We start from the raw sequence: 25,529 nt of genomic DNA, 5'->3' as shown, positions 1-25,529 counted from the left end.
CTTGCGTGACTTCCCTTATTATATCGCCCATGGGCGTTTCCTGTTGCCCGGACGGGTCATGCTGGCGTGCCGCCTTTTTTCAAAAAGGCGACTTTTGCGCAATCCCGTCCGCCCTTTCTTTCCCGGCATGATGACGATAAAAATATGATGATGGAAAACGGATCGGATACACAGCCAACACCCGGTGGACGTCGGAATTTCCTTGGGCTTGTCACCGCCGCCACGGCGGCTGCGGGGGCAGGGGCGTGCCTGTGGCCTTTCCTGCAAAGCCTCGCCCCACGTGACAGCGCGGCGGCGCACCTGCCGGTTGATGTGGACATCTCCACCCTGCCGCCGGGCCAGCAGATCGTGGTGACATGGCAGGGTAAGCCGGTCTTCATCACCCACCGCACCCCCGAAGCCCTGGCCGCGTTGCGCGATGCCGCCCTGACCGACCGGCTGCGTGATGGCGGGTCGCGCGATCTCCAGCAGCCGCCCTATGCGGCGAACTGGCATCGTTCGGTCGACCCCCGTTACGGTGTGGTGGTGGGTGTATGCACGCATCTGGGCTGCGTGCCCGCCTATCGCCCGCTACCCCAGGGGCAGGGGGAAGGGAACTGGCCGGGTGGGTACGCCTGCCCCTGTCATGGATCCCGGTTCGATCTGGCGGGGCGGGTTTTCCGGGGCGCGCCCGCACCGTACAACCTGCCGGTGCCCCCCTATAGCATGCCCACGCCCACCCTTATCCGGCTGGGGGAGAACCCGGCGGGGCAGGATTTTGATTTTTCGACCATTCTCCAGCTTTGAGCCGGCGGGTGCGCGCCTAGCGCACGGGTTTGAGATGCAGGTCCATGGTATAGATCGCCACCGGCAGGTGCAGGCGCGATACGCCATCGGGCTGGAACGTGGCCGTCCGGTTCAGTTGCACGGCCGGTATCCATAACGTGCCGTGCGTGTCGATCCACATGGCGTCGGCCCAGACCAGCCTTTTGTCACGGATCAGCGTGGTGGCCTTTCCCTGTGGTGTGATGCGCAGGATGCGCAGTTTGTCGACATCCGACACATACAGGTTGCCATCCCCGTCAATGGCGGTGCCGCCGGTGGTGGGCGTGTCATAAAACAGGCTTACGCTGCGCGACAGGTCGGCGGGGGACAGGGCCGGGTTTTCCAGCGCGGCGGTGGGAGCGACCCACATCGGGCCGGAGCTGGGCTGGAAATAGAGTTTCTGCCCGTCGGGCGAGACCTCGAGCTGGTCGGCATGGATGCGTACCGGCTGGTCATGCGTGCGCAGCAGCCGCCCTTCGGCATACATCGGGCGCTCATCGGTCGTGGAGCGGTCATGGGACAGGACACGCCGCTGCTGGCCGGTCTGGAGGTTGACCACGACCAGCGCCGGATCCCCCGCATCGGTTACGAAAACCGTATTACCATGGAAGCGGATGTCATCCATGTAGCTGTGGGGCGTGCTGCTCGCATGCAGCGACACGGCATGCACCACGCCGCCCGTCGCAATATCGAACGCCAGCAGGCGGGCGGGCGGGCCGGATGCCGGGCTGGGCGCGCCGCCTACATTCGCATCGCCCGAATCAACCACCCACAGCAGGCCGTCCGGCCCCATGCGGATCGCGTTGACCCGTACGAAGGGTTGCAGGTCGCCCTTTGTGCCATCGGGATGGTTCCAGCGGGCATCGGGGAAGGCATGTGGCTGGCCATTGCGGTCGATCTCGGCCACCGTCGGCCCGGCGCCGCCCCCTCCGCCCCAATAGGGAAAGGAGACGAAGACCCGCCCGTTATCCGCCACGGTCACGGCGTTGAGCACGCGCGCGGATGTCCATGCCGTGTGGAGTTCCGGATGTGCCCGTGCGGGCCGCATGAACGGGGGAAGGGCCAGCATCGTGGCCAGGAGAACCGCGCCACGCAGGCGCCAGCGGGAACGGATCATCTGCATGGGGTCATGATGAAACACCGCGCGGGCAATGTGGTATCACGCCTGCGTGTGAAAAGGCCCCGCATGGTCGCGGCCATGCGGGGTGTGGCCATCAGGCCGCGGGCGCCGGGGCGGCCATCTGGCCCAGTGCGGCGCGCAGCTTGCTCTCGTTTTCGGGCGAGAGCGAGGTCTGCAGCAAGCGGGCATGGCCCCTGAACTGCCGCAGGTCCGCCAGCACCTTGTCCGGCTGTGACTTGCGCACCAGTATGAACAGCGCGGAGGTGTTGACCGGAATGGTGGAGCCGAGCGACTTGATGAAACTGTCATCAATTCCGTAATCGGACATCTTGCCCGCAATGGCGCCCGCACCGGCGCCGACAACGCTGCCCGCGATAAAGCCGGCCAGCGGGTTCAGGCACAGCAGCCCCACCAGCGCGCCCCAGAAACCGCCGGAAAACAGCCCGTAGGAGGCCCCGACCTTTTCAAGGTTCACACTCTGTTGCAGGTGCAGCTTGCCATCCGCGCCACGGACCACGACAACCGCGTCCTCCAGGTCCAGCAGGTATTCCTTTTCCAGCTTCTTGCATTCGGTCAGGGCCGCCGTGGCTTCATCCGGGCTGTCAAAGCCGACGACAATCAGATCGGACATGGGTCACTCCATTCATGATATCCGCCACACCGGAACGGGGGCGGATGGATGGCATGATATTACATGCATGAATGCTTTGTTCCGTGGCGGTTTTTAGGAATGGATGCCCCCGGCGGGGTGCAGGTCTGCCGCCTAGCGCACGGGTTGCGGGGCGTCGGGGCGGGGCGTGAACACGTCATCGGGTGCGTGGGTAAAGGCGTCCTGCCCACGGGGGCTGTCCTGCGGGCCATCGCTGGGGGCGGGCGGGGGCGGCGTGGGGGTGGAAGGGCTGGCATCCGTGGCCGGCGGGGCTTCAAGGGTGGGGATCATCAGCGTTTCCGGCACGCTGGCCTGCCGTGCCGCAAGGGTGAGCAGACCGGCCACATAGCCGTTGCGCAGCCCGCGCTCTCCGTTGCCGGTATTGTAGCAGCTCAGCGCATGGCGCAGGCGTTCCTGCGTGTCGGGAAAATGGGGAAGGGCCGCGAGATAGCATTCATGCAGGATGCTGCTTGCCACATGCAGGTTCAGGCAGGGCTCCAGCATGCGGGCCGGGGCGAGGCCGAACCGGGCCGCGTTGCGGCTGTTGACCTGAAGCAGCCCGAGATCGAAATCATACCCATGCCCCGCGAGCCAGCGCGCCGTGGCCATGGCTTCCGCCGTGCTGGCGGGCGGGCGGGGCAGCCGGTAGGGACCATTGACATGAATGGCCCACGGCACGCCCGCGGATTCCCGGCGCACCATGAGTGCGACCGTATGGGGCGACATGTCGGGTGCGCAGCGGTGGGCGAGCGTCGCAAGCGCTTCGGCCTGCGCGCCGCGCGCCGGTCCCGCGACCAGGAACGCCATGAGCACGACGATACGGAGGTAGTGCGGTTTTTCCTTCCCGGACTTGCAAAGCATGGAGGGCTTTTTTATCCTTTCGCCATGCAGGCAGCATCAGGCAATGGAATTAAGCAACTAGCGGTCATTCTGGTCAAAGCTGGATGTGCCTGCCTGTGAGGTATGAAACAGGGCCCGTTCACCGCAGCTCCGTTACGCTCTATGCCACCATGGCGGCGGTGGGCCTGCTGCTGGCGGGTTGCGCCCCCCAGCCCGGGCGGGTCGTGCAGCCTAACATGCGCCATCTGGTTCCGGTCAACCGCACCCTGCCGCCTGAACTGGCCAACCATGCGCCCCCGCCTTCCGACCAATCCCCCCCGGCGGGACAGGAGGCAACCCCATGATGGCGACCGATCGGCCCGGCACGCGTGGCGGCATGATGGTGGGGGGCCTGCTGGCCGGGCTGGCGGTCGCGGGCCTGTGCCCGCAGGGCGCGGGGGCGACGGGCGTCAAGAGTACCTCTCCCTACGATTACCGCATCAAGTCGGTTGTCTATAACCCGCGCGACACGGTGGAGGTCGAGGGCGTGGTCGGGATCGCGACCGACATCACCCTCTCGCCCGATGAGCATTACGTCACCCATGCCTTTGGTGAGGAAGGCGGCTGGTCCTTCGCCTGCCGTGAAAACCACTGCTTCATCCGCCCCAAGGCGCAGGAGAGCGACACCAACCTGACCATCGTGACCGATCGGCACGTCTATCACATCCTGCTGCATTATGTGGGCGGGCGTGAGGAAAAGGGCGCCGATGGCCATATGCGCACCGCTTTCGCCGCCACGCCGTGGGCGCTGGCGCAGGCCACGGTGGAGCTGACCTATCTCTACCCTGACGAGGAGGACAGCCGCAAAGCCGCCGCCGCCCATGCCAGCCACATCCAGGCCGAACTGGCGGATGTATATGGCAACGGCCCGCATAATACGGCCTACCGGCGTTCGGACGGGGAAAAGGACCGTGCCATCGCTCCGCTGAATGTATGGGACGATTACCGTTTCACCTATTTCCGCTTTCCTGAAAACGGGGTGCTGCCCACCCTGTACGTCATGAACGAAAGTGGTCAGGAAATGGTGGTGAACGCGGTTGTCCTGGGGCATGACCACAACATCCTGGCCGCCCAGACCACCGCGCGGGAATGGCGCATCCGCTATGGCGCGCTTGTCATCGGCGTGGTGAATGATGCGTATAATCCCTCGCTCGGCAGTACGGCGAACGGGACCATCTCGCCCCTGGTCAGGCGCGTCGCGCGTGATCGCGACGGGGATTCGTGATGCGCGCGCGCCCTTTTCTGGCCGGGGTCGTGCTGGCCACGGGCGCGGGGGTGGCGGCCCTGGGCGCGGGTGGCCCCGCGCGCGCGGATGACGCGGCCCATATCACGCTCAAATGTCCCGGCGGCACGGTCATGGTGGATGGGCAGGGACAGGCATCCTGCGCACCCACCGCCGCCCCGCCCGCACCCGCGCCGCCGCCCGCCGCCGATAGCGTGGAAATTGCCGCGATGAAGCGCAGGCTGGGCCATGATTTCGTGTTCGCGACCCCGGTGGCCGACACGACCCCCGCCGCCCCGGCGTCCACGGCGCCTGCTGTTACCAAGTCCGATAACCCCCTGCAGACCCGCCTTGAGCCGGACAGCATGGCCCCCGCGGTAGCCAGCATGATGCATGACCAGAACCTGACGGTCGGCAAGGGCACCCTGATTCCATGCGGCACGATAAACGAGATCAATACCACCCTGCCCGGCATGGTGAGCTGCCGGGTCAGCCATGATGTCTATTCCATCAATGGCAAGGTCCGGCTGATCGACAAGGGTGCGCTGGCGGAAGGAGAGGTGACATCGGCCCTGCAATACGGCCAGAAGCGGATTTTCGTGAACTGGCTGCGCCTGCGCAACCCCGAAGGGGTCACCATCGACCTGCTCAGCCCCGGCACCACGCCGCTGGGCGGCAGCGGGATCAAGGGCAAGGTCAACACCCATTTCTGGGCCCGGTTCGGGGATGCGATCATGGTGTCGATCATTACCAATATCGGCCAGATGATGGTGCAGGCCATTACCAACCTTGCCTCCAAACCCGGTACGACCAGCATTTCCACCACCAGCAGCGATACGGATTCGGTTGCCGGGCAGGTGGAAAAAATCATTCTGACCCAGACCAGCAACGTGCCCCCCAGCCTGTATGTGCAGCAGGGTAATATCGTGCAGATATATGTTGCGCGGGATCTGAGCTTCAGCAGTGTCTATACGCTGACCGACCGGTAGGTAGGGGAAGGTCCAATCTTCTTTTTCTGAAGAAAAGGAAGCCTGTTCCCGTTCCCTGTCCTGCCCGGCAGAAAGCTCCCGGATCATCAAAAGTTTTTTGGTTCTTTTTTACAAAAAAGAACAGGATGCTTTCTTTGTAAAGTATATACAGGCAGTACTAAAACACAAATATTATTCCTGTTAAGTAATTAATTCCCGGTTTCCCATATTTATTTTATGGTTGAATTATATTCCGGTTTGGCGCGATGATCGGGTTCAGGTCGCCCATGTTCATGCAATGTCAGGAAAGGGAATTCCGATGCCCCGTTTCATAAATGATGATGACCGCCCCGATGATGCGGGCGAAGGCAAGCACGGGACCGCGCGCAGGCTGGCGGAGGCCGGGCTGCGGGCCGAGCGTGAAGGCGATCAGGCCCGCGCCGATGAACTGTTTGATGAAGCCGAGCGCACCGATCCCGAAGCACTGGAAAACGTGCTGATGGAAAACCCGGCTCCGCGCCGCCGCGTCTCCGGTCGCGGCTTTGGGGATGACCGGGGCGTTGCCCGTATGAGCCGGACGGTGGAACCGGGCTCCGATGCCCCATCGCGCGCCGGGATTACGGAAAACGGCAGTGGCGCGGATTCGGAAAACAGGTAGGAAGCTGTTCTGAAAAAGACTGGCTGACTTAAAGAGACGGCCCCCACATCCCCGCCACGAACAGGATCGTGCCCAGCGCGAGCATGGCGATGTGGAACATGACCTGCCCCGGCATGGAATCCGGGCTTATGTGCAGTCCATGCACGAACTGGACAATCACCAGCGTCAGCCCGACAACGCACAGGCCGATCCGCACGGGGCTGATCGAAGTAGGCCATATCTGGTTTCTGCGGTTCATCGCTGCGTCTCTCCGGGCTGGGCGGCCAGTCTGCCATAAAATGGACCGGGGCAGAAGGCATGTCGCCATCCATCGGCCCTTGCCAGTATCCACCCGCATGCTATGCGCGGAAGGGTGGCTACTGGTGAACCGATAGGATGAAGATGCGCCCCGAATGTCGTGCCGTCGCGCATGGATTGGCCGCCTGTGTCATGACAGGGCTGCTGGCGCTGCCTGTTCCGGCCCGCGCGCATCCGCATCATCACGCCACGGGTGGCGCGCATCACCCGGTGGCGGCGGCGGACATCCCTGCCGGGCCGCCGCTGCCCGATGGACAGATCTTCCTGCCCCCACCCCCCGGCCCGGATACGGCGCAGCGCGCGACGGATGCCAGCATCTACGCCATCACCCGTGCGCTGGAGGGCACGCCCCGGTGGCAACTGGCGCAGGCCGATAACCGTGATACGCCCGCCCATATGGTCGCCGCCTTTTCCTGTGCCGTGGGCTTTACCCTGCCGCCGGAGCATCTGCCCGAACTGGTCGGCCTGATGACACGGATCGAACGGCGTCTCGCGCCCGTCGTGCATGAACAGAAAATGCTCTGGAACCGCTCCCGCCCGTTTACCGAGGTCGAACTACCACTGTGCATTCCGCTGCGCGCCGACCTGAAGGGGGATCCGTCCTATCCCTCCTTTCACGCGACGCTGGGCTGGGTTGCGGGGCTGGTGCTGTCCGACATGCTGCCGGAACGCACGGCATGGATCATGCAGCGCGCCCGTGTGTTCGGCGAAAGCCGGGTCGTGTGTGGCGTGCAGTGGCACAGTGATGTCGTGGCGGGCTGGCTCAATGGCGGCGTGCTGTATTCAGCCATGGAACAGGATGAGGGCTTCCGGCAGGACATGGAGGCCGCCCGGGCGGAGCTTACGGCCCTGCGCGCCACCATGGCCGCGCCCCCCGCCACCGAATGCGCGATGGAGGCGGACGCCGCCGCCCACCCGCCCCAATGACGTTACGCGCGGATCAGGACATGAACCCGATCCGCCTGTTTCCCTCACGCCCCGCGATTTCGGCCTGAAGGCGCGCGAGCAGTTCCCCGGGCGTGGGGTTTTCATCCAGCAGCCGCGCGCGGCGCAGCACCAGCGCGAAGTCCGAAGGCACCAGCGTCTGGGCATGCCGCAGGCCGGCGGGCGGCTCCTGCCCGAAGAAACGGCGGAACGCATGCTCCGCCTGGTCATGGGTCAGATAGCCAAAGCGCGCCCGGAACAGGAAGCGCCGCATGCTGGCCGGGTCCAGCTTCTCCACCAGGTTGGTGGTGCAGGCGAAGGGCAGCGGGTGCTGTTCCATCCATGTCAGCATCTCGTTGACCTGGCTGATTTCCCACGACCGTTCGGCAGTGCGCCGGTCCCCCAGCAGGCCATCGGCCTCGTCGATAATCAGGAAGGCCCCGCCGTCACACGCTTCGGCAAAGGCGGCGGCGATCTGCTGCTCGCTCTGGCCTACGTATTTGTCCAGCAGGTCGGAGGCGCGCTTTTGCAGGACGGGCATGTCCATTTCCGCCGCCAGATGGCGGGCATAGGCGCTCTTGCCCGAACCCGGCGGCCCGGACAGCAGCAGCGAGACCGCGCGCGGCGCGCCCGGCCGGGCCAGGCGGCGGGTCAGGGCCTGAAGGTCGCAATCCGCGTTGATCAGGGTGGCGTCGTAATCCGTCACGTCGGGTTGCGCGGGCATGGGCATCTGCCCCCCCGCCGCCGCGCGGGCCAGCCCGGTTGCGATCATGCTGGCCATGGCGGAATCACCCCCCGCCAGATGGGTGGAGCGCAGCGCGTTGCGGAAGATGGCGGGCGCCGCCGGAATGGCGCGGGCCAGATCCGCCGCGTCCGCCGGGGCCAGAGCAACCTTTTCCTCCCGCGCCATGTCCTGCCACAGCCGCGTGCGTACGCCGATGCCGGGCTGGCGGACTTCGATACACAGCGCCATGCGCCGCGCGATGGCGGGGCCGAGCGTGTTCAGGTCGTTCGCCGTCCAGATCACGGGTGTCCCGCCCTGTTCCAGCATGCGGTGGAAAAAGACCCGGCTGTAGGACTGGGGCGGGTCGAACAGGCTGGAGGTGAACAGGTCCTCCGCCTCATCGAACAGGAGAATGGAATCCGTATTGCGCAGCAGGCGCGTGCTGCACCGCAGGTCGGCCAGCCGTTCATGGCGCGAGGGTTCGTCGCCCGCGCTGTCGGCCTCGCCCACCGGATACAGGATCGCGCCGATGTGGCGGGCCAGCGTCGCGGCGAACTCGGTCTTGCCGGTCCCGGGCGGGCCGTACAGCAGGATATTGATGCCCGTGCTGTGCTGGCGGATCGCGGCGGTCAGCAGCTTAGCCGCGATTTCGGCCTGCTGGCCCAGATGGGCGAAGGCTTCCCACGGCAGGGTGGCCGCGCGCGGCTGGCCCAGCAGCAGCGAACGGATGTCCCCCACCACGTTCGCGCGCCGGTTCATCAGCGCCATGAGCCGGGGCAGCAGGGTGATGTCCCCGTCCTCATCCACGGTCATGAGACCGCTCATGCGCAACTGCCCCTCCGGCGCGAGGGCGGTGGCGAGGTCGTCTTCCTCCTGCCCCAGCAGCAGGTGCAGCAGCGGGATGTCCTCGCACAGGAACGGCCCGCGCGAACGGTTCTCGCACAGGTCATCCCATAACTGTTCGAAATGCCCGTTCAGGCGGTAGCACATGGCCAGGCCCAGAACCTCGCTCGCCACGCGGCCCAGCCCCGTGGCCTGGGTCAGTTCCTCAAGCCATGTATCCACATAGCCCCGCTCCCCCCCATGCTGCACGCGCGCTTCTTCCAGCGCGTGGCCAAGGCGTTTCCATTCCATGGCCGTGGGCGGGTTTTCACCATCATGCCGGGGGGCGGCGGGCAGCACCTTGTCCGGCAGGTCAAGGTCGGGCTGGGCCTGCACCACGCAGCGGACCAGCGCCCCGGCATCACGCGATCCCCGATGGATCGAACCATGCAGCATACACAGCATTTCCAGCAGGCGGCGCGTCTCGCCGCGCACGCGCGGCGAGCGGACCTGTACCGTCCTGCGGCGGGGTGCTGGTCTTCTGCTTTTGGCTACTGCCATTAATCGGGTCTCCTGCTACTCCAGCATGAATATAGGTAGTGCAGGCCCGGATGTCGTGGGGGGAGTGCGATATGTTTTTTCCTCCCCCCGGTTTCAGCTCCGGTGCGACAGGGCAAAGCCGGTTTCCACCTGTGTAAGCAGGGTATCGAGTTCCGTGCGCCGCAGCGGGTCGGTGCCGGTGGCGACATGGGTCAGGGCGCGCTTTTTCAGGCTCCCCGCGATTCGCGGGTTGATGGGCCGGTCCGTGCCATTGCGCAGCAGGTCGGCAATGCTGGCGCCCTGCGTATGGGCCGCCTGCGCCACGGCAAAGGCGAGATGATTGACGATGTTCTCCATCTCGAAGCGTCCGAAACGGGAATGGAAGCGGCCAAGCTGCTCCAGCGCCATGGCGTAGCGTTCCACCGGGTTGGCCTGCCCGATGGTGCGGAAATACTGCGTATGGTAGCTTGCCGCCTGTGTATGCTCGTCGCGCGCCAGGTCCCATTCGCCTATGGCGGTGCATTCGGTCTGGATCAGGCAATGCAGCGCGCGCGCGTTCAGGCAGGCGGCCACGAAATCCGGATAGGTGATGTCGTTCCAGTTCGGTGCCCCGCCAGCGCGGCGCATGGCGAAGCGGAAGCCGCGCCGGCCGTCAATCCCGTACAGGATCGTGGTGGCGCCCCGGCATAGCGGGTCGGTCCCGGTCACCATGATGTGCCCGGCGTCGGTGCGGTGCATGTAATGCTGCCATGTCAGGACATCGAGCAGGCTTTCATCTTCCACCACGCGCTCCGTATGGCGGCGGGCATGGATCATGAAGCTGGTGGCCGACATCCCGGTTACCGCGCGCGGCGAGAAATCGACCTGCCACCACATGCATGCCCGGATCAGGTGGAAGGCAAGCGCGTCGCACAGCTCCAGCAGGCTGGCGTTTTCCGCTTCCGTAGCGCCTGCCTGCACGTCGCACAGCGCCCTGACGGTCCTGAAGCGGTTGGACAGGAGGTCGAGCTGGCGGGCGATCGGCTGCCAGGGGTCGAAATAGTTTACCAGCGTCTCGGGGCGGGAATGCTGCATGTGCCAGATAGCCGGGGCGGAACGTGTTTCACGCATCGGGCGGTCCTTGAAATATGTATGGCCAGAGGATCTGCAGTATCGGGCAGGTGTTTTACACGGCGGTCTGTGCCTGCCTGTCCCGGCGTGGGGAAGCGGGGCGCGACGGGTTACACTGGATCAGGGTTCATGTATCGGGCGTCGGGTCGGGGTGGTGCGGGAACGCTTTGCGGTCACACCCCACATTGCCATTATAGGCATGGAATATGATAATGGTTATTAATATCGCATTAAATCCATGACAGGTTGCCCGGCCGGCCCGTAACGTTTCCGGTAGCGTGTTGTCCTGACGCCGCCCGTAACGCGGCATGGGGCGCATTGGTTCGCCTACAGGATTGCATGGCCTGACGCGCCCTTCCGGCGGGGATTTGCAAACACCGGAGTGCTGCAATATGCCAGAAGCCATTATACCCGATGGATAATGGCAGGAGAGAGGCAGGCATGGGCAATGTGGAACAGCCCCGGCGGCGGACCATACGTGATGTCACGAAGGGTGAAGTGCCCGGTGTGTGGCTGACGGCCTATACCGCGCCCATGGCCAGCATGCTCGATGCGCATGTCGATGTCCTGCTGGTGGGGGATTCGCTGGGCATGGTGGTCTATGGCCTGCCCGATACGCTGGGCGTCAGCATGGACATGATGGTCGCCCATGGCGCCGCGGTGGTGCGCGGTTCGCGTCAGGCGCTGGTGGTGGTGGACATGCCGTTTGGTTCCTATCAGGAATCCCCCGCGCAGGCGTTCCGCAACGCCGCCCGCATCATGGCGGAAACCGGCTGTGGCGCGGTCAAGCTGGAAGGCGGCGCGGAAATGGCGGAGACGGTCGGTTTCCTTGCCCAGCGGGGCATTCCCGTGTGCGGCCATGTGGGACTCATGCCGCAGGCGGTCAAGACCACCGGGGGTTTCCGCACGCAGGGGCGCGATGCGGACCAGGCGCGCAAGGTGCGGGCGGACGCCCATGCCATCGCGGCCGCGGGCGCCTTCGCCATTGTGCTGGAGGGCACGGTGGAACCCGTCGCGCGCGATATCACGACCGGCATGACCGTGCCGGTCATCGGTATCGGCGCCTCGCCAGCCTGTGACGGGCAGGTGCTGGTGGTCGATGACATGCTGGGCGCGTTTGGGGCGTTCACCCCGCGCTTTGTCCGTCGCTACGCGGATGTGGGGCGCGTGATTGACGATGCCGCCGCCCGCTACGCGGAAGATGTGCGCACCCGCCGCTTTCCCGGCCCGGCGGAATGTTTTGGCGTGCGCCGCCAGATCGAGCCGGGATGAAGGCCGTACCGGTCTCCCCTCAGAACCCCGAAGCCGCCGTGAACAGCACCGCCAGCCCGCCGCCCACGTAATATTGCGGGCCTTCAGCCGCCGTAAGCGTGGGGGTTGCCACGCCGGACAGGTAATGCTGGTTGGTGATGTTGATGAAATTCATGCGGAATTCGGGATGCGAGAGGAAGGCGTGGTCATCCATGCGGTAGCCTATGGCCAGATTGCCCGTGGTGTGGTCGGGCATGCGTTCGTCGTTCATGAAGGTGGAATACTGCCGCCCCGTGTAATGGACGGACGCGATGCCGAAGATATGGCCATCATCGTAACTCAGCCCGGCGGAGGCCTGCAGGGTGGGGCTTTCCACCGCCGTCCTGCCGCGCGTGGGGAGCAGCCCGCTGGCGGAGGGGATATCGCTGTCAATGGTCGCGTGCAGGTATTCACCCGACAGGTAGGGCGCGAAGTGGTGCCAGGGCTTGAGCCCCATTTCCACATCCACCCCGCGTGATGTCTGGCCCCCGCCATTGATGGTGGAGTCCACCTGCGCGCCGTTCACGTTCAGCAGCGTCTGGATTTCCCGGTTGGTGAAATCATAGTTGAACAGGGTCAGGCTGCCGACGATCAGGTCGCCACTGTAGCGGTAGCCCAGTTCCTCGGACACGGAATATTCGTTCCTGAGCTGCGTTGCGATGCCACTGGCCGTGACCCCGCCGAACAGGGCGCTTTCATCGGGGGTGCGGAAATTGGTCGTGGTGTTGAAGAACACCATGTGCCGGGGTGTGATGCGATAGCGGATCGCAATGCGCGGCAGGGGTACGGCCGTGTTGCTGCCCGCCGCACTCTGCGCCCCCATGGCGGGGGTGGTGGTGCCCTGGCGGTCCAGCATCACTTCCTTGAAGCCGACATCCACCATGAGCCTGTGGCCCAGGAAGTGCATCCGGTCGCCCAGGTACAGCGCATTGGTCTGTGAAATCATGTGGTAACTGCCCGCGTCCAGTTGCTGGCCATCGGGCAGCAATATGGTGCGGCTGATCCGGTCCACCCATATGTCGGCCGCGTTGCCGCTGGCGCTCACGGCGGTGAAGGGCTGGTGTTCGCTGTCATCGGAATAATCGTACCAGTAGCCGAACACCAGGTCATGGTTGCCAAGCTGCCAGTCCAGCGCCGCGTTGAAGCCGGCGCGGTAGCTGGTCTGGGTCCAGTTGGCGCGCACCACGGCATCGGCATCCGGCACGCCTGCGGGGCTTGGGCCGCTGAACATCCCGGTTTCCCCCATGGTGGTGCCACCGGGGTCGTTGCCGTAGCTCCACTGGGCATAGGGCGTGAGCTTGAGGTGCAGGTCGCGCGCCAGCGTAAGGCGCGCCGGGGCCGCCATGTAGAATATCCGCTCCGGCTGGCGGTACAGCGCCCAGTAATCCGTGCCCCCGGCGGCGTCGTTGGGGTTGTAGGTGGCGGCGAGGTTGTTCGCCGCGCCATGCGGGCCTTCCGCCTGCCAGTCCGCCTTGTCCACGGGCGGATAGTAGCTGGCGACCATCGTATTCCATGTCCCGATGACCGAGACGCGGTTGCCCGCCCCCCATTCACGCAGGAACTTGAAATCGATATGCTGGCGCTCGTCATGGCCGGGGCCACGCCAGTTATCGGTATAACCGTGGGAATACGATACGAAGCCGCGTATGCCGGTATGCCCGATCTGCCCGGTTTCCAGCCGCAGGAACTGCCGGTTGGTGTTGTATGACCCATAAGATACATCCGCGTACCCGCCCGCGCGGGTGGAGGGGTCGCGGAAGGACATGCTCATGAGCCCCCCCGCCGCGTTGAGCACGGGGGCGTCCAGATCCGCCGATCCCTGCTCCAGCGCGACACTCTGGTAATTCTCGGTATCCGCGAACTGGCCGGGATAGCCGTTGTAATAGGCAATATCGTTCAGCGGCATGCCTTCGAGCAGGTAGCCGATCGAATCCCCCCCCCAGCCCGCGTACGCTGATATTGGTCTGGGGTGAAAAGCCCAGCGGGTCGGATGAGGAGACATTGGCCCCGGGCAGCAGGCTGACCATGTCGAACGCCGTGGCGCTGGGGGCCTGCTTGCGCATGAAATCCGTGCCGATGGTGCTGACGGATTTGGCCGCGTCCTCCACCCGGATCAGCCCGCCGCCGGGCTGGGTGCCGACCACGCGCTGGCTGGTCACCCGCAGCGTTTCCACCTTCACGGGCGGGTGCGGGGTGGGTGGCGGCGTGGTGGCGGAGGGGGGTGTGTTGTCATTGCCCGCCGCCATGCCCGGCCCCAGCCCCAGCATCGCGCCCAGTGCCGCCGTAAGCATGTGCCGGTATGAAAAGGCGCCACCATCGGGCGCGCGCGGGGGGCAGGGCATGCGCGGCATTGAATGTTCCTGAAAAAATCTTTTTATTTCATTATTTTGTGCCACCCCTTGCCGGGCATGACATCGCTTGAACAAATCGGCGACCGCTATAATATACGCACAAGGCGTATCGTAAGCCCTGTTATCGGGCACATCCCGTATAATTGTGCGGGCAGGCAGGAAGGTTTCCGGGTGGGACAGGAATCGGCACACATCGTACGCAGCTACGAGCAGGAACTGGAGCATCTGCGTTCCATGATGGCGCGCATGGGCGGGCTGGTGGAACGGCAGACATCGCAGGCCGTCGCCGCCATTGCCGACCGTGACGAAAACGCCGCCGGTGTCGCCTCCGACCTTGACCCGCAGGTCGATACGCTTGAACGCGATGTGGAGGCCATGGTCATACGCATCCTCGCCCTGCGCTCCCCGGTGGCGGGGGATCTGCGCGAAGTGGTCTCCGCGCTCAAGATCACGGGGGACATGGAACGCATTGGCGACTGCGCCGCCTCCATCGCGCGGCGTTCGCTGCGGGCGGAACTTCTGGCGTCGCGCGTTTCGGTAAGCGGGCTACGGGGCATGGGGCGGCTGGTGCAGGACAACCTGCGCCGCGCCATCGACGCCATGAGCCAGCGCAACGCCGATCTCGCGCGTGAAGTCTGGCAGTCCGACACGGCGGTGGATGAACTGTACAACGCCATGTTCCGCGAACTGGTCACCTACATGATGGAAGACCCGCGCAATATCGGGCCGTGCACGCACCTGCTGTTCATCGCCAAGAACCTTGAGCGCATCGGCGACCACGCCACCAACATCGCCGAGCGTGTCTATTATACCGCAACGGGCGAGATCCTGCCCGTTGTCCGGCCGCGTGGCGGGTTTTCAGGACAGGGGAACTGACATCCGTGCAGGCTGACCAGCCGCTCCGTATCCTTGTGGCGGAGGATGATGCTGCCCTGTCCGTCATGCTGGTCTATAATCTCGAGGCCGCCGGTCACGCCGTCATGCCGGTGGATAATGGCGTGGACGCGCTGCGGGAAGTGGCGGAATGGAAGCCCGACCTCGTGCTGCTGGACTGGATGATGCCGGGCCTGTCGGGGGTGGATCTGTGCCGCAGGCTGCGCATGGCCACCGCGACGCGCTACCTGCCCGTCATCATGCTGACCGCGCGGGGGGAGGAACAGGATTCCATCCGCGCGCTTGACCTTGGCGCGGATGACTATCTGGTCAAGCCCTGCGGGATGGATGTGCTGCACGCCCGCGTGCGGGCCGTCATGCGCCGCAGCCGGGGCCGCGTGGCGGATCCTGTCGCGGCCCAGCCATCCGATGAACTGGCCTTTGCCGACATCACCCTTGACCACGGGGCGCGGCGCGTGACCCGCGCGGGAAGCGCGCTGGCGCTGGGACCGACGGAATATCGCATCCTGCTGCATCTGATGCGCAACCCACGCCGGGTGTTCTCACGCGCTGAAATACTGGCCGCCGCATGGGATGACCGCATCCATGTGGAGGAACGCACGGTGGATGTGCATATCCGCAGGCTGCGCATGGCGCTGAACGCCACGGGGGGGGCGGACCTGATCCGCACGGTGCGCTCCAGCGGCTATATGCTTGATGACGGGAAAGTGGACTGAACGCCGGCCATCGCGTGGTCACGTTCAAGCTTCGCGTACCGTTTCAGCACCCGGTCACGGCGCAGGCGTGACAGCCGCCGGATCCAGAAAATGCCGTTGATCTGGTCGATTTCATGCTGGAGGCACAGCGCCAGCAGGCCATCGGCCGCGTCTTCCGCCTGCGTGCCATCAGGCCGGGTATAGCGGACCCGCACGCGCTCCGGCCGGGTGACGGGCGCGTGGATGCCGGGCATGGACACGCTGCCTTCCTCCCGCGTTGCGGTTTCCGTGCTGTTCCAGATAATTTCCGGGTTGGCATAGATACGCGGGCCGTGCCCGTCGGTGGGCAGGTCGATCACCACGAGCCGCTGCATGATCCCGGCATGGCAGGCGGTCATGCCGATGCCGGGGGCGGCATGCATGGTTTCAAGCAGGTCATGCGCCAGTCGCCCCGTGGCGGCGGCCGTGGCGTCAACAGGGCTTGCCACCTGTTCCAGACAGGGATGGGGAAAGCGGATGAGGGGCAGGATGGCCATGGGCGCGGTCAGTACAGGAAGGGACCGTTATCGTCCGCGTTCAGGTTGGTATAGTAGGGAATGTAGAAATTCATGCCGAACGGGCTGTAGGTATGATCCACGCCCGATACGGGGCGCAGGGGCTTGACGTTGTGGTCCGCAAGGCAGTCGTACAGCGTCTCGCGCAGGTGGGCGGTGTCCTTGTCGGATTTGGGCGCGCCATAGAACAGGTCATGGGCGAAGGGTTTGCAGGCATCGGGCGTATGGTCGTAATACGCGGCGTACTGGTCCAGCCGGTTTTTGTTGATGTCCTCATCCGCGATCCACTGATGCGTGGCGACGGATGTGCGCCAGATCTGTTTCCAGCCCGTATGCAGGTGGGACAGGCGGGCAATGGCGACGCCGTCCTGCTGCGTGCCGTCCCGGCGCACCAGGCTGCCATGGCAGGTCATGACCTGCACATGGTCGTTATAGATGGCGCTTTTGACCGTGCCGTCCACAAACCGGATGGCGGGCGAGGTTGCGCCGGGGGTCCGGTTGGCGGCGGCCACCACGGCGGCGGTTACCGCGGGCTGGCGGCAGTAATTCGCCATGGGGCGGGGCGTGTGCTGCGCGCAGGCGGCCAGACCGAGCGGGATACAGATAGCAACAAGACGGCGCAACGGTTTCTTCCTTTGCAATAGGGCGCGTGACAGTATCACGCGCCTGTTCACTCTGGCCTATAGAAGCGGCATTGGGCTCACAATAATATAAATTTTCAATACCGCCCTGTGCTTTTGTCTCTTCCTGTCGGGGCGGGCGCGCTTGCGGCCCCCGGTGCGAACAGCATCACGATCACCAGAAGCGCCAGCGTGCCGCCCGGCGGGATATGGGGGCATGTGGCGCCGCGGATTTTCCCATCAGAATGTAATGCTGCTGTGCAGGCCGAAGATCGCTTCATCCCCCACGCGACGCAGGCCGGTCCAGTCCGGCGTGCCGCCTGAAGGGTGCCACACATACTGGAAGTCCGGCTGCATCACCATCCATGGCGTCACCTGCGCCTGATAGGTCAGTTCCAGGTGGTTTTCATTGCCCTGCACCATCGTCTGGCGGTCCCGGTCGAACTGGCGCAGTCCCGAACTGGCGCGGCCGATGCCCCAGCCCAGCCCGATCGTGTCGTTGTCCCGCCCCCTGAACGGGGCCTTGAGGTTGATGCCCGCATCAATGGCGAAGCTGATCTGGTTACGGTCGCCACCATTGCCCGTGGCGCGCGCGAACACGCCCACCGAGCGGGGGGAAGTGAGCGAGGGCCGCCAGATCATCTGGTCGATGATGCCATAGACCATCCAGTTGCCCCGGTCCCAGCGCGGCGTCAGGTCGGACTGCGTGGGGCTGGCGGCCAGTGTGGCGGCCCCCAGCGAGCCGCCATGCTGGTTGTAGCGGTAATCGGGGAATTTGGCCGTATCGTAATACCCGCCCAGCTTGTAGATGCCCGGCAGGCCGGGGTTCTTTGTCGTGTTGGTCATGTCGGCGGGCTGGGGATTGAGCGCGTATTGCAGTTCGGTGATCAGCAGCGCGCCGTTGCCCATGTTGAACTGCGTGCCGCTGCCATCGTTGGTGGTCTGGCTGGTCGGGTCGGGATTATAACCGCTGATGGAGCCGGTGGCCTGCTGGATGGGGATGGAGTTGTAGCGGTTGCCCGGCGGATTGTCGTCGGCCGCGGCGAACATGAAGGTGAACTTCTCGCTGGGCCGGTAGCGGATGCGGATGGCGGGGGACGACAGCGGCCATGACGGGCCGCCGCCATACAGGTTGACCGAAGGCGCCATGGGCCAGCCGAAATTGGCGTTGAGGTAAAGCGAGGCGTAATCGCTGATCAGGAATTCGGTATCCAGATCCTGCTGCCCGATCTTTACATCCAGCTTTCCGTTCAGGAAGGACTGCTGGTACCACAGCTCGAACAGGCGGGTGGAGCGATCGGCCTCGAACCCGCTGATGGGGTTGAAATTGGCCAGGTGGTCCTGCGAGATCGAGCGCCCGCGTGTCTGGAGCGCGCTGACATTGAACAGGCCCCCCCTGAGCCCGAACAGCTTCTCGGTATCGACGGTCAGGGTGGGCATGGTCACACCATCATAGGACGGGCCGGTGCCCGATCCGCCCGCGCCATCATTGCCCGATGCCGAACCGCCGGTGCCATTGCCCCAGACTTCGTCCACTTCCTGAATATTGAAAGTAATGCCGTGTTTATACAGCCACGGGCGCGCGCCACCCATGTCGCCCAGAAGATTGCCGCTGGTGTCGAGGCTGTCGGTATCCGTAACACTTTGCGTCGTTTCGGCATTGGCGCGCACGGAATCGCGTACCGTCGTGGGGTCGATCTGTTCGATCAGGGGGGTGGAGTTGCCAAGGCGGGCGCGGTCATCGGCAAGCTGGGTGCGCGGGGCCTGTGCGTGGGCGTCCATCGCCCCGAGGCCACCAGCAACGAGTACGCAGGGCAGCAGCACGGTGCGCGCCAGCATCGGGCGTGCCAGCATCGGGCGTGCCAAGGAAAGGGTCGTCAGATTCATTGAAAAAAACATCCCGTCAGGATGGGCTGGTCCGCGCAGGACCAGAAGAAAGCGGCATCTTGGTGCCGGATCGGGGTTAGTGCAGGGGGAACGGGATGCTAGCCGGTCGGGTCCATTGTCTTGCGTCCATCTCCGGTTATGCCCGCCCGGCGATATTGTTGAAGGACAACGGCAGGTCTCCTGACTTGCGGGTCACGGCACGTTCTCCACCTTCCCGGCCGGAACCAGTGGTTGCTGCCTGTCGCAGCGCCGGATAACGCACTCTCCGCCTACAGTTGCGGGTACAGTTGCCGACTGCGCCCCCGGGCATCACACCCCGCCGGGGTTTACGGCATTCCCTTTCTCGCCCGTTCGCACGGGACCGCTGACTTGTTGCAACGGACTATAAAGCCTGCGGGCCAGTGCGCAAGATCACTCTTTTTCGCGCGCCAGCAGGGCGGCTACCTCGGCCGCATCCGGCGCGGCCTGCGCCGCGCCCGCCCGCGTGGTGGCCAGCGCCCCGCAGGCCGCGCCATGGCGCACGGCCCCGGCAAGCGTCTGGCCCCGCACAAGGGCGGTGGCCAACCCGGCATTGAAGCAGTCCCCCGCCGCCACCGTATCGATGCTCCGCACATGGAAAGCGGGGACGAACCCCCGTGCATCCTCCCCTTCGCGCGGGTGAATGGTGGAATAGGCCACGCCCCGTGACCCGAGCTTGATGATGGCCGTGCCCGTCCCGCGCGCATGCATGATGTCGGCCGCGCGCAGGGCGGTGGCCTGATCCGTGGGCAGGATGCCGGTCAGCGCGCGGGTTTCATTTTCATTGGGGGTGATGATGTCGGCCAGCGCATACAGGGCGTCCGGCAGGCCGGCGGCAGGCACGGGGGCGGGATCGAGCATGACGGGAATGCCCATTCCGCGTGCCTGCCGGGCCAGCGCCACCATCAGCGCGGGGTCCATTTCCATCTGCATCATCACCATGGCGGCCTGCGCCAGCACGGGAGAGAGCAGGGGACAGGCCGTATCGCCATGCGCCATGTTGGCGCCGCCATCGACCAGAATCTGGTTTTCGCCCGCCTGGTTTATGGTGATGAAGGCCCGGCCCGTGCCGTTAAGCCCGTCGCTCAGGAGCCAGTGGGTGTTGACCCTGACCTCATGCAACGTGGCGCGCGCCATGTCGGCCAGCATGTCACGCCCGGTCCAGCCCGCCAGTTCCACGGCCTGCCCCAGCCGGGCCACCGCAATGGCCTGATTGGCGCCCTTGCCGCCCAGCCCCGTTGCGGAATCGTGGACATGCAGCGTTTCACCGGGCCGGGGGAAGTGGCTGACATGCGCGACAAAATCAATATTCGTGCTGCCGATCACGGCAATATGGGCAGGGCGCGCGGACATGACCAACCTGTTGTCGTGCTGGAAAGGGGGCGGGCCATGAGCCCGCTGCCCGGTCAGGGGCAGGTGACGGGCTCGGCCCGGCGTTCGCGGATCCATGTATCAAGTGATGCGGTATCCATCGGGCGGGCGAAGTAATAGCCCTGTATCACATCGCAGCCGATCGCGCGCAGTTCGCTGCACTGGTCGGGTTCCTCCACCCCTTCGGCAATCACGGTCATGCCCAGTGTGTGGCCGATGCGGATGATGGCGGTCACCACCTGCCGTACGTTGCCGGTGCTGCCGAAACCCTTCATGAAACTGCGGTCGATCTTGACTTCGCTCAGCGGCAGGCTGGCAAGGTTGGCGAGGCTGGAATAGCCCGTGCCGAAATCATCCATCGACAGCCCGATGCCCAGGTTGCGGATGGCGGCCGCCGTGGTCATGGTCTGGTCGAAGTTTTCGATCATGGTGGTTTCGGTCAGTTCCACGATCAGCCGTTCCGGCGGCACGTTGGTCTGGTGCAGGACGGTGGCAAGCTGCGATACCAGTTCGGGGTCCTGAAACTGGATGGCGGACAGGTTGACGGATATGGTCGGCACCGGAACGCCGCGCGCGATCCAGTTGGCCATCTGCTCGCACGCCACGCGCAGCGACCACGCACCCAGCGCGCGGATCTGCCCGGTTTCCTCCGCCACGGGAATGAACCGCCCCGGCGGGATCGCGCCCAGCACCGGATCGGTCCACCGCGACAGGGCTTCCACCCCATGCAGCGTGCCCGTCGCGACGTTCACCTGCGGCTGGTAGACAAGGGTGAGCCGCCGGTCGGCAATCGCTTCGCGCAGGTTGGAGGCCAGGATGACGTGGTCATTGGTCTGCCGGGTCATGGACGGGTGGAAGAAACGGTAGCAGCCCCGCCCCGCCTTCTTGGCCTGCGCCAGCGCGGTATAGGCCTGGCGCAGCGATTCCTCCACCTCCTGCCCGTCGCGGTGGGTGCTGATGCCGATACTGCCCGAAACGCTGACCGGGATGCCATCGATGGTGAACGGTTCTTCAAGCTGGTGGATGGTCCGTTCAGCCAGCAGCGTGACATCGGAGGCGCTTTCCTCCGTCAGTATGACGAATTCGTCCCCTTCCGTGCGGATCAGCACGTCGCGCCCCATGATGCTGTCGCGCAGCCGGTGTGCGAGCGCCAGCAGCAACTGGTCCGCGCGCCCCTGCCCCAGTGCTTCCACGATCTTGCGGAAGCGGTCGAGGTCGATGATCATGAGACTGATGGGGCTGGCGGCCATGCGGCTGTCCAGTTCCTGCATGCGGCGGTTGAGCCACATGCGGTTGGGCAGGCTGGTCAGGCGGTCGGTATAGGACAGGCGCAGGATGGATTCGTGGCTGCGCTGCTGCTCGATCGCCAGCATGGCCAGATGCGCGCAGGCGTTGACAATGCGCCGGTGCCAGGCGTCCGGCTGCCCGGATTTGCGGAAATATAGCGAGAAACCACCCGCGACATCCCCATTGCGCAGGATGATGGGAACCGCCCATTCCGCCGCCAGCCCGTGCTGGAGGGCAACATTGCGCTGGGCGGGCCAGCGGGTTTCGGTCATGAAATCCGGCACCACCACTTCCTCCGCCGTGACGATGGCCGTGCCGCAGGCCCCTCCGGCGGTGCTGGCTTCCATGCCTTCCAGCGCGTGGAGCATGGGCATGGGAATGTTGCCATGCCCGCCGGGGCGCAGGATGGCGCCGGTGCTGAGCATGGCCACGGCCATGCAGTCCGGCGCGATCAGTTCGATGCGGCGGCACATGAAGTCCAGCATTTCATTCAGCGGGAACTGGTCGGTCAGCGCCTCGACCACATCACGCTGCAATTCACGCAACTGCAGTTCCTGCGTGATGTCGTGCAGGACGACGATAATATCCGTCAGCGCGCCATCCGCGTCATAATGCGGCGTGACCGCGCAGCGCAGCCGCAACTCCGCGCCACGGGGGCCACGGGTGCGTACGTCCAGTTCGAATCCGGTGCGCTGGGAGAGGTGGTGGTGGAACTGGCGCAGGGTCTCGATATCACCTTCCCCGCCGGACAGAAGCGCGCCGAAGGCCGCGCCATGCAGGGCGTCCGCCTCCATCCCCAGCAGCGTGGTGATGGCCCTGTTGGCATGGGTGATATGGCAGTGCGGGTCGAGTGTCAGGATCCCCCGGTCGGTCGCGTGCACGATCAGCTTGCTGATCTCGACTTCCTCGCGCAGGCGCTCTTCTTCCCGGCGGTCCTGTAGCGTGAGCAGTTCGTAGCGGGCCCCCTCCCAGCTTATGCTTTCACGGCACAGGCGCACGGGTATGCTCAGCCCGTCCCTGCGGCGCAGCATGGTGCGGCATCCCGGCCCGCATGCGGATGGCGCGGCGATGCACGCTGGCTCCTGATAGGGGGCGTTCACATCCACCGCGCCGCATCCGGTATCGACCGGCGGGGGACTGTCCGGAAAAAGCCGGCCGAGCCGGGTCTGCTCCAGTTCGGCGGCGTCATGTCCGGTCATGTGGCGCGCGCGCGGATTGCCATAGATGATACAGCCGGACACATCCGCTATCATGACGGCAAGCGGCAACTTCTCCAGCAAAGGGGAAGATATCCGTGCGATGTCCGACATTGCTGCCTCTTTCACTGTGTGTCGTCTCATTACACTTCTGTAGCGGCCAACCCGCGTTACGCGGGCGGCAGTGTGGAACGGCACAGCCTGTCAGGCAACAGGGGGCGTCAATTTATGTTCATGTGTGCCGCGCTGTCCTTGATGACTGCCTTCCACATTGTATTGCCACAACAAAATGACATCCTCCCTTTCGTCCGTCCGCCGTCAGTATTCCGGCTTTTCTCCCTTGGCGGGGATGGATGTGGGGGTGCCCGGCGTTCCGGCATAGGTCAGGAGCACGACGGTCCGGGTATCGCCCGATTCACCGCGATGCGTGTCATTGACCGATTCAGCAAACGCCTCACCCTGGTGAAAGGTTCTGCTTTTTCCGGTTTCGCGGTCATGAATCGTCAACTGCCCTTCCAGCACGTAGCCGGCGTTCGGCACGGGGTGGGTATGCCATGGCAGGGCGGTATGGGCGGGAATGGTCAGCCGGATCATAGTCAGTTCCGGCTGGGTGGTGGGATAGTTCCCATACGTCATGCCATTCCATGCATGGTCGGTCTGAAGCAGGATGTCCCGATGGCCGGAGGCGACGGTCTGGGCATGGCCCGCCGCGCTGGCGGTTGCGGCCAGTGACAGGCAGGCAGCCATGGCAAGGTATAATCTCGGCATCTGTGTCTTTCCGTTAAATCATTATCCGGCAAAGTATAGCGCGCGAGAGAGGGGATATTTCCATAATATTCAGAAAACCGCCGAATGGCTTCACATGATTTTGAATGCCATCCAGCATAGGCAGGAACAGCCCAGGGCAGGTTATGAAAACTTCAATACTGACTTTAATTAAAGCATGACCATAAAATATGATCTGATTTATATTTGTTCATTACACGAAGTGGCATGGATCTAGTCCATGCGGTTATTCGGCAGTCCAGCGGAAAGGTGGCAGGCGATGTAAAGGCACCCGTATAACCTTCACCCCCTGCAACGTGCGATCCAGAATACAGCCGAATTCCTACCGCGCCGTTAACACGGGGGAACCTGCCGTGCAGGGTTCTCGATCTATTCGCAATTCAGGGAAAATGGTGGAGGGAGTTGGATTCGAACCAACGTAGGCGTACACCAGCGGATTTACAGTCCGCCCCCTTTAGCCACTCGGGCATCCCTCCGGGTTGGCGCGGTAATTAAGGGGTATGGTGGGGGGAGTCAAGGGGTGGCATGAAAAACTTCATCCCCTTCAATTGGGGGAATGACGCGGGCCGGAGTTGGGCTTAAGAAACGACCATGAACATGCGCACACCCCGCCGTCGCGGCGCGTCATCCGCGCCGCATTCCACTTCTTCCACCCGTCCCGCTTCCGAGCGGGGCGGCCGTGGCGGCCGTGGCGTAGCCTCGGCCCCGCGTGGCACATGCTGGCTGTACGGGCTGCATGCCGTGCAGGCGGCGCTGGAAAACCCGGCCCGCAAGCCGCGCCAGCTTCTGGTCACGGCGGAAGCGCAGGAAACGCTGGCCGCAAGGCTGGAAGGGGGCCTGCCCATCCAGGCCGTGCGGACCGAGCGCGCCCGGCTTGATACGTTATGCGGGCCGGATGCGGTGCATCAGGGCATGGCGCTGCTGGTGGACATGCTGACCCCGCCCGATCTGGATACCGTGCTGGAACAGCCGGGGCCGGTTCTGGTGCTCGATCAGGTCACGGATCCGCGCAACGTGGGCGCGATCCTGCGCTCGGCGGCGGCGTTCGGCGCGGTGGCGGTCGTGATGCAGGACCGGAACGCACCGGAGGAAACCGGCACGCTGGCGCGCGCGGCGTCCGGCGCGCTGGAAATCGTGCCGCTGATACGGGTGGTCAACCTCTCCCGCATGCTTGAAGCCCTCAAGACCCGTGGGCTGTGGGTGGTCGGGCTGGATGCGGGGGGCGGCATACTGGATGGCGCGTCCTTCAGCCAGCGGCGTGTCGCGCTGGTGCTGGGCGCGGAAGGGGCGGGCCTGCGGCGGCTGACACGCGAGCATTGCGATGAAATCGCGGGTCTGGCCATGAGCAGCCACATGGAAAGCCTGAACGTATCCAACGCCGCGGCGGTCGCGCTGTACGAAATGTACCGCCACCGTTAGGCAAGACCTTAATACCATAACAGAGATAAGGACCGGATCGGTCCCGCCCACCCCGAAGGAGCCAGCCATGACCATCTTGCGCCTGCAACCTGAAGAACGGCTGGCCGGCGCGGTGGTGCATGGCGGCGTGGTTTATCTGGCCGGACAGGTCGCGGATGACCCGACACTTGATGCGCAGGGCCAGACGGCGGATATCCTGCGCCAGATCGACGCCCTGCTGGCGGAGGCCGGGACCAGCAGCGCCCGTCTGCTGTCGGTGCAGATTTTCCTGCGCGACATGAACGACATGGCCGCCATGAACCGGGCATGGGACGCATGGCTCGACCCCAGGTGCAAACCTGCCCGCGCCACGGTGGAAGCCCGGCTGGCCGACCCGCGCTGGAAGGTCGAGATTACCGCCATCGCAGCCCTGCCCTGATCTGGGCGCAGGCGGAAAACGCCAGT

The 25,529-nt window shown here is 64.7% G+C and carries 23 protein-coding genes, 1 tRNA gene, 1 pseudogene and 1 riboswitch; of the genes and pseudogenes, 11 read left to right on the top strand and 14 right to left on the bottom strand.

The features are described 5' to 3' along the window. Positions 1–150: 150 nt before the first annotated feature. A complete protein-coding gene (gene petA, locus LDL28_RS08665) occupies positions 151–786 on the top strand; it encodes a ubiquinol-cytochrome c reductase iron-sulfur subunit (protein ID WP_233059243.1) in 636 nt (211 codons plus the stop codon). A gap of 16 nt (positions 787–802) precedes the next feature. On the opposite strand, the gene LDL28_RS08660 is transcribed toward petA, so the two are convergent. From LDL28_RS08660 to LDL28_RS08650, 3 genes are all read right to left on the bottom strand, one after another. Further along, positions 803–1,921 carry a major royal jelly family protein gene (locus tag LDL28_RS08660; protein WP_233058189.1) on the bottom strand — a complete coding sequence of 373 codons (1,119 nt, stop codon included), beginning with the start codon at positions 1,919–1,921 and terminating at the stop codon, positions 803–805. A gap of 97 nt (positions 1,922–2,018) precedes the next feature. Beyond that, positions 2,019–2,555 (bottom strand): DUF1269 domain-containing protein, encoded by a 537-nt coding sequence (locus LDL28_RS08655; protein WP_233058188.1) that lies wholly within the window; start codon positions 2,553–2,555, stop codon positions 2,019–2,021. A 132-nt stretch (positions 2,556–2,687) separates the two neighbouring features. Next, a complete protein-coding gene (locus tag LDL28_RS08650) occupies positions 2,688–3,434 on the bottom strand; it encodes a lytic transglycosylase domain-containing protein (RefSeq protein ID WP_233058187.1) in 747 nt (248 codons plus the stop codon). 95 nt (positions 3,435–3,529) lie between these two features. Between LDL28_RS08650 and LDL28_RS08645 the strand changes: the two genes are divergently transcribed. The 4 genes from LDL28_RS08645 (at position 3,530) to LDL28_RS08630 (ending at position 6,300) form a co-directional block, all read left to right on the top strand. Then, positions 3,530–3,757, top strand: coding sequence for a hypothetical protein (locus tag LDL28_RS08645; protein ID WP_233058186.1), 228 nt, complete (start codon positions 3,530–3,532; stop codon positions 3,755–3,757). Further along, positions 3,754–4,677, top strand: a complete 924-nt coding sequence (locus LDL28_RS08640; protein ID WP_233058185.1) for a TrbG/VirB9 family P-type conjugative transfer protein — start codon at positions 3,754–3,756, stop codon at positions 4,675–4,677. The genes LDL28_RS08645 and LDL28_RS08640 overlap by 4 nt, the downstream gene beginning before the upstream one ends. Next, positions 4,677–5,663, top strand: a complete 987-nt coding sequence (locus LDL28_RS08635) for a TrbI/VirB10 family protein (protein ID WP_233058184.1) — start codon at positions 4,677–4,679, stop codon at positions 5,661–5,663. The genes LDL28_RS08640 and LDL28_RS08635 overlap by 1 nt, the downstream gene beginning before the upstream one ends. A 298-nt stretch (positions 5,664–5,961) precedes the next feature. Continuing rightward, on the top strand, positions 5,962–6,300 hold the full coding sequence (locus tag LDL28_RS08630; RefSeq protein ID WP_233058183.1) for a hypothetical protein: 339 nt from the start codon (positions 5,962–5,964) through the stop codon (positions 6,298–6,300). Between the two features lie 28 nt (positions 6,301–6,328). On the opposite strand, the gene LDL28_RS08625 is transcribed toward LDL28_RS08630, so the two are convergent. Then, positions 6,329–6,538, bottom strand: a complete 210-nt coding sequence (locus tag LDL28_RS08625) for a hypothetical protein (RefSeq protein ID WP_233058182.1) — start codon at positions 6,536–6,538, stop codon at positions 6,329–6,331. 143 nt (positions 6,539–6,681) lie between these two features. Here LDL28_RS08625 and LDL28_RS08620 point away from each other — a divergent pair, with 143 nt between their 5' ends. Beyond that, on the top strand, positions 6,682–7,524 hold the full coding sequence (locus tag LDL28_RS08620; RefSeq protein ID WP_370636376.1) for a phosphatase PAP2 family protein: 843 nt from the start codon (positions 6,682–6,684) through the stop codon (positions 7,522–7,524). Between the two features lie 13 nt (positions 7,525–7,537). Here LDL28_RS08620 and LDL28_RS08615 read toward each other — a convergent pair whose 3' ends face one another. Beyond that, positions 7,538–9,562, bottom strand: a complete 2,025-nt coding sequence (locus tag LDL28_RS08615) for an AAA family ATPase (protein ID WP_370636375.1) — start codon at positions 9,560–9,562, stop codon at positions 7,538–7,540. A gap of 159 nt (positions 9,563–9,721) precedes the next feature. Then, positions 9,722–10,717 carry a hypothetical protein gene (locus tag LDL28_RS08610; protein ID WP_233058179.1) on the bottom strand — a complete coding sequence of 332 codons (996 nt, stop codon included), beginning with the start codon at positions 10,715–10,717 and terminating at the stop codon, positions 9,722–9,724. Positions 10,718–11,158: 441 nt separating this feature from the next. Here LDL28_RS08610 and panB point away from each other — a divergent pair, with 441 nt between their 5' ends. After that, complete coding sequence (gene panB, locus LDL28_RS08605) at positions 11,159–11,989, top strand: 3-methyl-2-oxobutanoate hydroxymethyltransferase (RefSeq protein WP_233058178.1); 831 nt, start codon at positions 11,159–11,161, stop codon at positions 11,987–11,989. A 19-nt stretch (positions 11,990–12,008) separates the two neighbouring features. Here panB and LDL28_RS08600 read toward each other — a convergent pair. Continuing rightward, positions 12,009–14,358, bottom strand: a pseudogene (locus tag LDL28_RS08600) (TonB-dependent receptor). A 171-nt stretch (positions 14,359–14,529) separates the two neighbouring features. Here LDL28_RS08600 and phoU point away from each other — a divergent pair. Together phoU and LDL28_RS08590 are read left to right on the top strand one after the other, a co-directional pair. Then, entirely contained in the window at positions 14,530–15,234 is a 705-nt protein-coding gene (gene phoU / locus LDL28_RS08595; protein ID WP_233058177.1) for a phosphate signaling complex protein PhoU, read from the top strand. A gap of 5 nt (positions 15,235–15,239) precedes the next feature. Continuing rightward, complete coding sequence (locus tag LDL28_RS08590; RefSeq protein ID WP_233058176.1) at positions 15,240–15,968, top strand: response regulator; 729 nt, start codon at positions 15,240–15,242, stop codon at positions 15,966–15,968. Here the strand turns inward: LDL28_RS08590 and LDL28_RS08585 are convergent. From LDL28_RS08585 to LDL28_RS08555, 7 genes are all read right to left on the bottom strand, one after another. After that, on the bottom strand, positions 15,938–16,483 hold the full coding sequence (locus tag LDL28_RS08585; RefSeq protein WP_233058175.1) for a peptide deformylase: 546 nt from the start codon (positions 16,481–16,483) through the stop codon (positions 15,938–15,940). The genes LDL28_RS08590 and LDL28_RS08585 overlap by 31 nt on opposite strands. Positions 16,484–16,491: 8 nt before the next feature. Continuing rightward, positions 16,492–17,124, bottom strand: a complete 633-nt coding sequence (locus LDL28_RS08580) for a hypothetical protein (protein WP_233058174.1) — start codon at positions 17,122–17,124, stop codon at positions 16,492–16,494. A gap of 237 nt (positions 17,125–17,361) precedes the next feature. After that, positions 17,362–18,903 (bottom strand): carbohydrate porin, encoded by a 1,542-nt coding sequence (locus tag LDL28_RS08575; protein WP_233059242.1) that lies wholly within the window; start codon positions 18,901–18,903, stop codon positions 17,362–17,364. A gap of 257 nt (positions 18,904–19,160) precedes the next feature. Continuing rightward, a riboswitch (cobalamin riboswitch) is annotated at positions 19,161–19,389 on the bottom strand. A gap of 30 nt (positions 19,390–19,419) precedes the next feature. Further along, positions 19,420–20,379 (bottom strand): ribokinase, encoded by a 960-nt coding sequence (locus tag LDL28_RS08570; protein ID WP_233058173.1) that lies wholly within the window; start codon positions 20,377–20,379, stop codon positions 19,420–19,422. Between the two features lie 53 nt (positions 20,380–20,432). Then, positions 20,433–22,994 carry an EAL domain-containing protein gene (locus LDL28_RS08565; RefSeq protein WP_370636374.1) on the bottom strand — a complete coding sequence of 854 codons (2,562 nt, stop codon included), beginning with the start codon at positions 22,992–22,994 and terminating at the stop codon, positions 20,433–20,435. A gap of 204 nt (positions 22,995–23,198) precedes the next feature. After that, positions 23,199–23,648, bottom strand: a complete 450-nt coding sequence (locus tag LDL28_RS08560) for a cupin domain-containing protein (RefSeq protein ID WP_233058171.1) — start codon at positions 23,646–23,648, stop codon at positions 23,199–23,201. A 408-nt stretch (positions 23,649–24,056) separates the two neighbouring features. After that, positions 24,057–24,142 (bottom strand) — tRNA-Tyr (locus LDL28_RS08555). Positions 24,143–24,257: 115 nt separating this feature from the next. On the opposite strand from LDL28_RS08555, the gene rlmB reads away from it, so the two are divergent. Both rlmB and LDL28_RS08545 read left to right on the top strand, forming a co-directional pair. After that, entirely contained in the window at positions 24,258–25,085 is an 828-nt protein-coding gene (gene rlmB / locus LDL28_RS08550; protein ID WP_233058170.1) for a 23S rRNA (guanosine(2251)-2'-O)-methyltransferase RlmB, read from the top strand. Between the two features lie 67 nt (positions 25,086–25,152). Continuing rightward, entirely contained in the window at positions 25,153–25,503 is a 351-nt protein-coding gene (locus LDL28_RS08545; protein WP_233058169.1) for a RidA family protein, read from the top strand. Positions 25,504–25,529 lie beyond the last annotated feature (26 nt).

The organism is Komagataeibacter sp. FNDCR2, assembly GCF_021295395.1.
In the GTDB taxonomy this organism is placed as follows: Bacteria; Pseudomonadota; Alphaproteobacteria; order Acetobacterales; family Acetobacteraceae; genus Komagataeibacter.
The sequence above is the reverse complement of the archived record's forward strand: the minus strand, read 5'-3'. Positions and strand labels throughout refer to the sequence as shown.